Genomic DNA, 11,255 nt, shown 5'->3' with positions numbered 1-11,255 from the left:
ACCTGAACCCCGGAAAACCCCTCACGCCCATACCGAAATCAGGAGACCTGACGGTGGAATTCATTAACCCCGATGTCGTCGACCTGTCGCGCTTCCAGTTCGCGCTGACGGCATTGTACCATTTCATGTTCGTGCCGCTGACACTCGGCCTGACATTCATGCTGGCGGCGATGGAGACGGTATATGTCGTCACCGGCCGGCAGATCTATAAGGACATGACCCAGTTCTGGGGCAAGCTGTTCGGCATCAACTTCGCCATCGGTGTTGCCACCGGCATTACCATGGAGTTCGAGTTCGGCACCAACTGGTCCATGTATTCCCATTTCTTCGGGGACATGTTCGGCACGCCTCTGGCTATTGAAGGGCTGATGGCCTTTTTCATGGAATCCACATTCGTGGGTCTCATGTTCTTTGGCTGGGACCGGCTGAGCAAACAGGCGCATCTGGCCGTGACCTATCTGGTGGCCCTTGGTTCCAACCTGTCGGCGCTGTGGATCCTGATCGCCAATGCCGGGATGAACATGCCCGAAGGCGCGCATTTTGATCCTGAAACCATGCGCATGCAGTTTGAAAGCTTTGTCGATCTGGTTTTCAACCCCGATGCGCAGGCGAAATTCGTGCATACCTCGGTTGCGGGCTATGTGTCGGCTGCCATGTTTGTCATGGGCATCAGTGCCTTTTACCTGCTGCGGGGTCAGCACCGGCAGTTTGCCGCGCGCTCGTTCCGCATGGCCGCCCTGTTCGGCATTATTTCCACCGTGGCCGTCATCACGCTGGGCGACGTGCTGGGGCGTCTGGATTATGAAAAGCAGCCGACCAAGATCGCCGCGATCGAGGGGCTGTGGCATACCAGCAACCCGCCGTTCGAGCCATGGATCGTCGCTGCCCTGCCAGATGACGCCAGGCAGGAAAATCACTACGAAATTGGCGTGCCGCTGGTCCTGACTCCGCTGATCACCCACACGTTCGACCAGCCCATTACCGGCATGCATGAACTGGAGGACGAGGCAGGCCCCCGCATCCGCTCCGGTATCGATGCCGTCGCGGCACTCCGCCGCTATGGCGTGACCCACAGCAGCACGGACCTTGCGCAGTTCACCGCGCATGAACAGGACATGGGCTACGGTCTGCTGGCAACCCGCCATGCCCCCGGGCAGGACGTTACGGCGATCCCCGCGGATCAGATTGACGATGTGGTCAAGGCCACGCAGCCCGATATCCTGCCCAACGTGTTCGTCACGTTCTGGTCTTTCCGGCTGATGGTGTTCCTGTCGCTATGGTTCTTCGCGCTGTTTGCCATTTCGGCCTATCTCAGCCTGAAGCGCAGGCTTGAGCGCAGCCGCCTGCTGCTGAAGCTGTGCATGTGGTCGATCCCGCTGCCGATTTTGGCAACCGAGTTCGGCTGGATCACGGCCGAGGCAGGCCGCCAGCCCTGGACCGTGTTTGGCTGGCTGCCGACCTTCCTTTCGGCCTCCAGTCACGGTGTGTCCTACATGGTGTTTTCGCTGGTCGGGTTCGTGTTGCTTTATAGCGTGTTCATCGCGGCTGAACTGTACCTCATGTTCAAGTTCGCCCGCCTGGGGCCCGATCATGACAGCATGGAACCGCACACGCCTGCCGCGCCCAGGGTATCTGCCTTTGACATGCGTCCCATGGCGTCCTGACAGGAAACGGAGAAATGGAACTTTACGCGATACTGAAAATCATCTGGGCCGCGGTACTGGGCGTGCTGTTTATCGGCCTGGGTACCATGGTCGGCATGGATATGGGGGTGGGCACGCTGCTGCGCCTTGTCGGGCGTAATGATGGGGAACGGCGCACCGCGCTGAACATCATCGGACCCCACTGGGATGGCAATCAGGTCTGGTTCATCCTGGGGGGCGGCGCGATCTTTGCGGCCTTTCCCACGCTGTATGGCACGTCGTTTTCCGTCTTTTACGTGGTCATGATCACGCTGCTGTTCAGCATGATCCTGCGGCCGGTGGCGTTTGAATACCGCTCCAAGGCGGATGGCAGGCTGTGGCGGGCAGGCTGGGACTGGGTCTTCCTGGTGTCGGGCTTCGTGCCGATGTTCATCTACGGTGCGGCATTCGGCAATGTGCTGGAAGGGGTGGGATACCACTTTGGCTGGACGGGACAGTATTATCAGGATGAATCCTTCCTGTCCTACCTGCTCAACCCGTTTGCCATCCTGTGCGGATTGATGTCCGTGGGGCTGAGTGTCTATCAGGGTGGGGCAATGCTCATGCTGCGGGCGGATGACCCCATCTGGTCGCGCGCCCGGCGGTATGCCATGGGCGGCGGCCTTGTTGCAGGCACCCTGTTCGTAATTGGCGGTATATGGGTGCGGTTCCTGCCCGGTTTTGTCATGACCGCGCCCGTCAACCCCGCCATGCCCGCCAACCCGCTGCATGGGCAGTCGGTGGCGATGGTCGCGGGGGGCTGGATGCATAATTTCCACGCCCATCCCGCCCTGTGGATGCTGCCGCTTGTGGGGCTGGGCTGCATGCTGGCGGGTGTGGCCATGCTGGCGGCTGGCCGCACGGTTGCGGGCTGGTGGCTGGGACTGGGGGCGTGGGCTGGCACCATCACCACGGTTGGCTGCGCCATGTTCCCCTTCCTGATGCCGTCTTCCACCACGCCAGACCAGAGCCTGACGGTATGGAACAGTACCGCCAGTGAATATGGGCTTGGCTGCATGCTGGTGGTGGCGGGAATCTTCGTGCCGATCATCCTGTCCTATACATCGTGGTGTTATTACGTCATGCGCGGGAAGGTCCATACCGCCGATGTCGTGAACGATACCCATAGCTACTGATTGCGAGGTCGTGATGACAAAGCTTCTGCGCCTGGCCGGTCTGGCCGTCGTTCTGGTCGTATCCCTGCTGTTTGCCGTATTCGTGGGGGATCAGGGGCCGTGGTATTTCGCGTGGGTGATCGGCACGGTCATGATCATCCTGATTTCCGGGGCTGGCGCGATCATGCTTGATGCCCAGTCCAGTCTTTCAGCCGATGGGGATATCTGATCATGATGGGGGATCTTGAACGCATCATCTTCTTCATTCCGATGGTTTACATGGGACTTTACCTGATTGCCTACCGCTGCGGGCGGCGCTGGTTCCCATGACAGGAATGGCGGTGGGTCTTTCTTCATCTCACGCCCGCCGCCATGTCACGGCATCACCCTGCCGATGATACGAAGCGCGCCACCCGGGCATCCACGGGTGGCGCGCTTTATGCTTTCCTGTTCATTCCCGCGGGCTGGGCACCATTATTCAAGACCATTCTGAACCGCGCCATGTATTCCCATGGTTCCGGGTGATTGCTGGCCCTGTACGGGTCGTCGATTGTCTCTGCCAGACCACGCGCGCCGTACGTGCAGCGCCTGAATAACACTTTCTGTTCAATCAGTTGGACGTGATGATACGCCTGATCCGATGCTGTCTATACGTTAGGGCAAAGACAATACGGAGAAATGACCATGCCCCACAATCCCGTCGCCCCGGAATTTCGCGCAGCCCTGAACGTCCTGCCTTCTTTTGATGGTCTTTCAGATGAGACCCTGGATGAGACACGCAAGGCATTCATTTCCGCAATCCGCAGTGTCAGGGTTGTGGAATATCCCGACGTCATGGTTGAGGAAGGCCATGTGCCCGGGCCTGAGGGCGCGCCCGATGTTCCGGTCGTGACCTACAGGCCGGTGGCCAGTCCCCCGGATGCTCCCGCGCTGGTCTACATCCATAGCGGCGGCATCGTAAGCGGCACACCGGAAGTCGATGACGCACGCTGCCGGCAGATGGCCAGTGAACTGGGGCTGGTCATTTTCTCGGTTGACTATCGTCTGGCGCCGGAAGCCCCCTGCCCTGCGGCAATCGAGGATTGCTATGCTGTCCTGAAATGGGCACATGAACATGCGGCCAGTCTGGGAATTGACCGGAACCGCCTGATTATTGGCGGTGACAGTGCGGGCGGGGGGCTGACTGCCTGCCTGGCCCTGCTGGCCCGCGACCGGGCAGAAATCAAGGTCCTTTTCCAACTGCTGATTTATCCCATGCTGGATGACCGGACGGGGACAACGGTCATGCCGTCGCCGGCCCTGGGGGAATACATCTGGACACGTTCCGCCAATCATTACGCATGGAACGCCTATCTTGGTAAAACGCCCGGAAGCCCGGGCATATCCGAATATGCGGCGGCCTTTCGTGCAACAGACCTGACGGGTCTGCCGCCCGCCTATATTGGCGTAGGTTCCCTGGACCTGTTTTTAGATGAGGATCTGGAATATGCCCGGCGCCTGATGGCTGCGGGTGTGCCGACGGAGGTCTGTGTCATTCCCGGTGCGTATCACGTCTTTGACGTGTTCATTCCCGATGCCCCTATGAGCAAACAGTTCAGGGACTCTTATTTCACTGCCCTGAAACGAGCCATTTCCCAGGGATTTTTTTGAAAATTTAAGCTGACGTTTTTCTACCCTGCCTGGCGTATGCTTCAGGTACTGCATGTGGATACCGGATGTTAAAAGCGTTATGAGACTGATAATGTTGAATTATTTTATCAGTCTGGCGGGAAAGGGTTGCCCAAGGGTGTAAGCAGTTCTCTTGTTTGATGACTGTTTCTGTTCCTCGCGGATGGAGTGCTACCGAGGGATCACACTCGGAAGTTCCCTGTCGATCACTCCTCAACCCCCCCGGGCAGAGGGGGATGGGGCGTGTGGAGGCATGGCTCTCCGATCCCAATGAAAATTCCTGTCCTGCCCGGGGTCGTTCTTGGTGAACAGCAATACCGATGGGATTACAAGGTCCCGGGCACGGCTTTCTTCAGAACAAGTCTTACCCGGAACCTCCCTTGAATGAACAGTCAGACAGACGCACGAATATATTTTGCAGGCAGGCTGGACGCCCCCCGTATTGCCGTGACCTCGAATTCCACTTTCAGTTCACGCCGGGCCAGTGGTGTACAGACCATGGTGCCGGCGGGATCAATGTTCCTGAATGTCTCGCCAAGTACGGCGGCAACCGCAGGCATGTCAGTTGACGTGGGAACATGGGTAATGATCCGTACCGTATCGGCCAGCGACGACCCCACGGCCTGCAGGGCACCATTGATATTCTGCAATGCCTTGCGCGCCTGCTGCGCGACATCAGGCGAAATCTCGCGTGTCGTATAATCGATACCAGCAGTATTCGAGACGAATATCTGGTCTCCAATCATGAAAATTCGTGAATAGCTGTTACGATCTTCGTATAGGCTACCAGATTTCAGCTTGATTATTTCGGTCATGGTCACTTTCCATCCATAAATTATGGTAAATGGAACTTACGACCGTATCGAAAAATTATTAATAAATATCAGGTATATAAATATCCTATTCATTCTCTTTTATATAAGATTTCATTTTATCTATTATCTGCAAAGCCTCATCTTCCGTCAGGTCGGATGTCTGCTTGGATACTGTAATCGCGGCACTGCAACTGCCATCGCGTTCGATGACTGGCATGGAAATGCCTGATATCCCATCCAGAACCGGATTACGACGGTAATCGTAACCCAGTTCACGCACGGTCGTCAGATAGGCGCGCAGTTTTTCCACATCCAGACCCAGTTCAGCGTAACGCGACTCATTGGCGAGCAGGATGGCAGTCTGGTTCCCTTCATCCTGTCCCGCCAGTATGACCGTACTGCCCAGTCCGTAGCCCAGTGGCAGGCGACCGCCCATGCCCCCGTTCCCCAGGATGGATAGGGTATTGTCAGTGATGTACATATCCGTAATGAGCGCATCCACACCGGAACGCTCAAGCAGAAAGGCGGAGGCCCTGAATTCCTGCCCAAGGGCTGCCAGATATGGTTTCCATTGCTGGAGGTGTTCCGTAGGGGTGGAACGCTGCCGCCCCAGTGCCAGCGCCGCAGGCCCCAGGCGGTAGCGACCGCGCGCACTGGTCTGCGCCGCCAAGCCGTGCAGCCGCAATGCCAGTAATGTGCGATGCACGGCGGGTTTTTCCGCTCCTACCAGTTCCGCCAGATCCTTGAGGGCCAGCCCTTTCCTGCCGCATCGGCCCAGTGCAAGCAGGACAAGCGCCGCGCGTTCGGAATTCTGTGAATACTGTATGCTTCCCTCGTTATTCATATCATGCGTCAGACGGGACGGAGAACGAACGGCCTTCAGTTCTCTTATGGCTGTCACGATATTCTATTCCATTTCTATCGGTAATTCAGGATGGGTGCCAATGCAGCAGACAGCCCCAATAATGCCAGCCACCACAGGCAGACACAACGCCATCGGCCAGCTTCCTGTTTCTTTTTCGATATAAACCATCACGATCGGAGCAACACCACTGGCGGCATTGCCCCAGAAGGTGGTCCACCCCGCCACGATGCCGGTATAATTCGTGGTCAGGTCCTGCACCGATGTCCAGATCGAGATCTGGCTCAGGCCGGTAAAGCCAAGCGAGAGGCAGAAGACCAGGATCATGGCCGTATCGTCATGCACCATGCTTCCCGCCCCGACCAGCAGTCCTGACAGCAGGGTCCCTGCAATTCCGGCCGGTGTGCGCGCCCACCATGCCGAAGCGGTGCGCTTTTGCACATGGTCGGCAATCATGCCGCTTACAAAAACGGACACATACAGGAACAGCCAGGGCAGGCCATATAGCCACCCCATGGACCCGTAGCTGATATGCCGCCCGTTCATCAGATAAAACGGCATGATGACCAGAAAGAACGACTGTACCGTCAGCAGGCACATATAGTGCAGACCGATGGACCAGAACTGCCATGACCGCAGGAAACGCTGCACCTGCCTGCGTGTTACGCGCGGGCGCTGCTTGATGATCCCGTCCGGCCGTTCGCCGACGGGCGGATGGTCGCGCACGAAAAACACCCATAAAAGCCCCCATCCGATCCCGGCAATACCGTAGATGAAGAAGCTGACTTTCCATGACCACATGGTCGTGATGCTGGTGGTCAGCGGACCGCCGATGACCGACCCCAGATAAAGGAAGGCCAGCAGGATGGAATTGGCGCGTGCGCGTTCCCCACGGCGGAACCAGTTATCGATCGTGACGATACTGGAGGACCAGTCAGGCGACTGTCCCGCCCCCATTGCCAGGCGGATGGCCAGGAACCCCATGAAGGACCCGGCAAAGGGTGTCATGATGGTGGCCACCGACCAGGCGAGGCACGCCAGGAACAGCGTCCGTCGCGGCCCGAAATGATTGACGAGCGCCCCGGCCGGTATCTGCAGAAGGGCATAGGTCCACAAGACGCAGGCCACGATCGTGGACATCTGGATAAGGGAAAAACCGAACTGTTCCTGTATGCGTGGTGCTGACAGGGTCATGGCCTGGCGGTCAAGCGACATGAGCAGGTTGATCGGCGCGACCAGGCCAAACATGATCAGCCATCGGGTTATGGTCGTATGGCGCTGCCCAGTGACCGATAACAACATTCAGCTTTCCCCCTGTCACAAAACTGGTCGTCCCGACATGCCCCAAGGAAGGAAGCACATCTGTATCTGCCATATGATCGACCGGCGGTTCCCGCCCCTGCTTCCCATACCCTGACATGATATTGCATATTCGCAACATCATGGCGCGCAGGTCATGCGGAAGGCACGCTCATGTCGGGAATAATCGTACCTTCGGTCCAATCAAACGCAAAATCATATTTCAAAAATAAGAACGGGTAGTGGCTATCAGGACTTTCATCACCATCAGACCCTACCCTGTTTTGAGAGATGATTACTGTATATCAGCTATGGATTGAATCATCCGGCTTTCTTGAAGATAATTTCATATTAGAAACGAGACAGAACAAGAGCGGCCATGTCCTTTTGCACGTAATTCCGTCAGGGCATGACGTACCGCCTCTGGGAATCCACGTAATTCGTCCCTGAATATCATTTCTTTTCAGAAATATGTTCAGACCTTATCGACCTCTATAGTGCAAGGTTTGTCATGGACTCAAGAACAAGGGGAAAAAAGGTGCGGGCTTCCGTGAAGCGTGACACGGCATCAGTCATGCTGATGCTGCTGCTGACCACCTCCTACACATTGTTGCCTCTGGCGGCCCATGCGCAGGTACGTGCGGTCCGCAAGACACCAGCACAGCCTACCCCCCGGGCAACGCCCCACGCCACGGCCGCGCATGCGGCTGCACCGGCGACCGCTGTACAGAGCGATCCGGAGGCCATAACCGTCAGCCAGACACGCCGGATCGCGGGGGGGCTGATGAAGCGTCAGCACGCACCGGAGGCAACAAGTTCCATTACGGCCGCGGCCATTGCCCAGAAACTGACCATCGCCAGTCCCATCCAGCTCGCGGCCACCCTGCCGGGGGCCAATGTAGGCATGTCGGATGCCTATGGACTGAGTATCCGTAACGACATTTCGGTCCGGGGCTATGACGAGACGGAAATGGGCTGGGTGGTCGAAGGCGTGCCTGGCATCGATCAGGCCTATCTGCTCCCTTATTCGGAAACATGGGCCGATAACGAAAACCTTTCCGATGTCACGCTCATTGCCAGCACGTCGCGGATCAATGATCCGGTCCAGTCGGCATCGGGCGGTGAGATGATCGAGACGGTACGCGACCCGTCGAACAAGATGGGGGGCGACCTGTCCTACTCCCACGGGTCCTATCGCGGGGACCGGGTCTTCGCGCGTTATGACAGCGGTTACATCGGCAACACCGGTATCAAGATGTTCGCGTCCTATTCCTACACGGCAGCGGACGTATTCGCGGGCAGCGGGCGCAGCCGCAAGAACCATGTCGATTTCAAGCTGCAGAAGGACTGGGGTGACATTGGCAGGACCTCCCTGTTCGTATCCTATACGGACTGGACCAATGCCCGCAGCAGCCCTTACACGCTGGCGGCATGGGAGAAGGCGAACGCGCAGGGCAACAATTTCTCGGTCGGGAACTATGCCTCGTCCTATGTTGCGGGAGAGACCTCGGATTACTGGAAAAACTACGTCTACAGACGTTCAAACGTCCTGATTTCCCTGCAGAACCAGTTCAGGTTGACCCATAACCTGCGGCTGAACATCACCCCCTATTTCCACTGGACGGAATCAGACAGTCCTGGCCAGACCAGCTTCTCGCCCGACAGCCTGTACAATGGCTCCGAGAAAGTCTCGATCGACACCAGTGGCATGTATGTCTATACCAACAGCAAGGGTGTGCAGACGGTTTCCGCCCTGGCCAATGCGGCACAGACCCAGTTCGCAACCGGCGTCAATGCCTATGTGCAGTATGATCCCACCCCCCATAACCACCTGATTGCCGGATACTGGTACGATCACTGGAACATGACCGCCCTGAACGGGCTTTCAGCACTGGACCAGAATGGTAACGCGGCCAGCTATACCGGCGGCGACCTGATACGTGATACGGCAGGCGATATCGTGACAGGCACACGTTACCAGATGTCGTCCGATATCAACGAATTCTATTTGTCCGATACGCAGGGATTCCTGCACGATCGGCTGAAGATCAGCGCCGGCTTCAAGGAAATGATGTATTACCTGTCGGGCACGAATGAACTGCCCGGATCACAGTACCACTATTCGCAGGCAATCGCCCAGCCCATGCCGCGTGTCTCCATCTCCTATGATGTCAGAAAGGACATGCAAGTCTACATAAACGGAACCACCAACGCACGGCCGCCCGTGCCCCTGTCCACCTATCCCAACCTGTACAGCATTTCCAGCGGCAACGTGACCCAGCAGGGCACCAACCAGGGCAAGATGGAATACGCCATCAATGAGGAAATCGGCTTCCGCTACCATGGGCTGTTCAATGCCGATGTCGCGCTGTTCAATTCCAACCTGACCAACCACCAGGTCACCACCATGGCTTACGTCAATGGCGCGTCGGTCAACAGTGCCATTTCGGTGGGTGGCGAGACCATGCGCGGGGTCACGGTCGAACTGTCGACACGACCTTTTTACGGCATTTCACCCTACGTCAATGCCCAGTATCTGCATGCGACAATGGACAACAATTTCAGCTATGGCGGAGTCATCCTGCCGACAGCGGGGAAGGTCGCGGTCAAAAGCCCGAAATTTATGGCGAATATTGGCGTGATGTACGCCCGCGGGCCATTCTTTGCCAATCTGATGTTCAAATGGGTTGATTCACAGTATTCGACATTCATGGATGACCAGAGCATGCCGGCCTACAAGACGGTTGACCTGTCACTAGGTTACCGCCTGCCCAAATGGTCGGCATTTTCACGCCCGGTCATCAAGCTGAACTTCATGAACCTGACCAACACTCCCTATCTGAGTTCGGTCGGAACCGTTACGGCCAATGCCGTGACCACCAGGGGGGTGGCAGGGCAGACCCCCTCCTACTTCCTGGCACCGCCATTGAGCGTGGTCATGACTGCTTCGTGTGAATTCTGATTTTCTTCATACCATGAAAGACAGCTGCCGGTCGGTGACCGGCAGTCTGCGCGTGCATGACAGGGCATTTCCTGTCATACCGCCACAGGCGCGAAGAAATACCCTAGAACATGTCTTCATCCCGGCAGGTCACGCACAGTTCCGACACGCTGGCGTGATTGGGCATGTCAAGGACCATGGACGCCATGGTGGCGATTTCATCCGGCTGGGTCATCTCCGATGGGTCCAATCCGTTCACGCCTGCCGTCATGTCCGTGGCAACGAAGCTGGGACAGATGACGGTCGAGCGGATTCCATCGGCCCATCCAAGGCGGCGTATGCCATTTGACAGCCCCACGGCCGCGAATTTGCTAATGGCATAAGTGCCTGAGCGTGGTGATTTCACACGCTTGCCCGACAGGGAAGACAAGATGATCACCCGGCCCTGCCCGGTCGCCTGCAATGCGGGCCAGGCCGCCCGTACCAGTCGGGCGGGCGAACGGACATTGACCTGCAGCATCCGCTCCAGCCCCGCATCATCCACCTCCAGCAGCGATCCGGGGATCATGATCCCCGCATTGGCCACAACCGCATCGATCCGGCCATGGCGGGCCAGGGTCCGTGCTACCCAGTGCTGTTCCGATTCACAGTCGGTCGCATCAAAATGACAGGCCATATGGGGTGACGGCAGGGTAAATGCGTCAGGATCACGCAGCCCCGCGCTGATGCGCCAGCCCTGCTGCGCCAGACGCTGCGCGATGGCCGCCCCGATACCCCGGCCGGCGCCCGAAATCATGACAACCCGCCCGGTATCGGTCAAACGCGTGGACTGGATCATGGGAATGCATCTCCGTTTTCATGGAACATGGCCGC

9 protein-coding genes are annotated in these 11,255 nt (G+C 57.6%); 5 read left to right on the top strand and 4 right to left on the bottom strand.

All coding sequences use genetic code 11. The features are described 5' to 3' along the window. Nucleotides 1–53 precede the first annotated feature (53 nt). The 4 genes from CFR78_RS11525 to CFR78_RS11510 all read left to right on the top strand — a co-directional run bounded on the left by CFR78_RS11525 (nucleotide 54) and on the right by CFR78_RS11510 (nucleotide 4,447). Nucleotides 54–1,664, top strand: coding sequence for a cytochrome ubiquinol oxidase subunit I (locus CFR78_RS11525; RefSeq protein WP_110581159.1), 1,611 nt, complete (start codon nucleotides 54–56; stop codon nucleotides 1,662–1,664). Between the two features lie 14 nt (nucleotides 1,665–1,678). Then, nucleotides 1,679–2,818 carry a cytochrome d ubiquinol oxidase subunit II gene (gene cydB, locus CFR78_RS11520; RefSeq protein ID WP_007398762.1) on the top strand — a complete coding sequence of 380 codons (1,140 nt, stop codon included), beginning with the start codon at nucleotides 1,679–1,681 and terminating at the stop codon, nucleotides 2,816–2,818. Between the two features lie 13 nt (nucleotides 2,819–2,831). Continuing rightward, a complete protein-coding gene (locus CFR78_RS11515) occupies nucleotides 2,832–3,026 on the top strand; it encodes a hypothetical protein (RefSeq protein WP_099963214.1) in 195 nt (64 codons plus the stop codon). Nucleotides 3,027–3,481: 455 nt separating this feature from the next. Then, nucleotides 3,482–4,447 carry an alpha/beta hydrolase gene (locus CFR78_RS11510; RefSeq protein WP_110581184.1) on the top strand — a complete coding sequence of 322 codons (966 nt, stop codon included), beginning with the start codon at nucleotides 3,482–3,484 and terminating at the stop codon, nucleotides 4,445–4,447. Nucleotides 4,448–4,857: 410 nt separating this feature from the next. Here CFR78_RS11510 and CFR78_RS11505 read toward each other — a convergent pair whose 3' ends face one another. The 3 genes from CFR78_RS11505 to CFR78_RS11495 all read right to left on the bottom strand — a co-directional run bounded on the left by CFR78_RS11505 (nucleotide 4,858) and on the right by CFR78_RS11495 (nucleotide 7,444). Beyond that, the gene (locus CFR78_RS11505) at nucleotides 4,858–5,280 is read right to left on the bottom strand and encodes a Rid family hydrolase (protein ID WP_181417528.1); all 423 of its coding nucleotides are present in this window, start codon (nucleotides 5,278–5,280) and stop codon (nucleotides 4,858–4,860) included. Nucleotides 5,281–5,365: 85 nt separating this feature from the next. After that, a complete protein-coding gene (locus CFR78_RS11500) occupies nucleotides 5,366–6,181 on the bottom strand; it encodes an IclR family transcriptional regulator (protein WP_146221282.1) in 816 nt (271 codons plus the stop codon). Between the two features lie 6 nt (nucleotides 6,182–6,187). Then, the gene (locus CFR78_RS11495) at nucleotides 6,188–7,444 is read right to left on the bottom strand and encodes an MFS transporter (protein WP_110581156.1); all 1,257 of its coding nucleotides are present in this window, start codon (nucleotides 7,442–7,444) and stop codon (nucleotides 6,188–6,190) included. A gap of 547 nt (nucleotides 7,445–7,991) precedes the next feature. Here CFR78_RS11495 and CFR78_RS11490 point away from each other — a divergent pair. Beyond that, the gene (locus tag CFR78_RS11490; RefSeq protein WP_258366073.1) at nucleotides 7,992–10,403 is read left to right on the top strand and encodes a TonB-dependent receptor; all 2,412 of its coding nucleotides are present in this window, start codon (nucleotides 7,992–7,994) and stop codon (nucleotides 10,401–10,403) included. A 103-nt stretch (nucleotides 10,404–10,506) separates the two neighbouring features. Here CFR78_RS11490 and CFR78_RS11485 read toward each other — a convergent pair whose 3' ends face one another. Then, entirely contained in the window at nucleotides 10,507–11,220 is a 714-nt protein-coding gene (locus tag CFR78_RS11485; RefSeq protein WP_007398751.1) for an SDR family NAD(P)-dependent oxidoreductase, read from the bottom strand. Between the last annotated feature and the right edge of the window lie 35 nt (nucleotides 11,221–11,255).

The organism is Komagataeibacter rhaeticus, assembly GCF_003207855.1.
GTDB classification, from domain to species: domain Bacteria; phylum Pseudomonadota; class Alphaproteobacteria; order Acetobacterales; family Acetobacteraceae; genus Komagataeibacter; species Komagataeibacter rhaeticus.
Note: the sequence above shows the minus strand (reverse complement) of the source record. Positions and strands in the feature narration are given on the sequence as shown.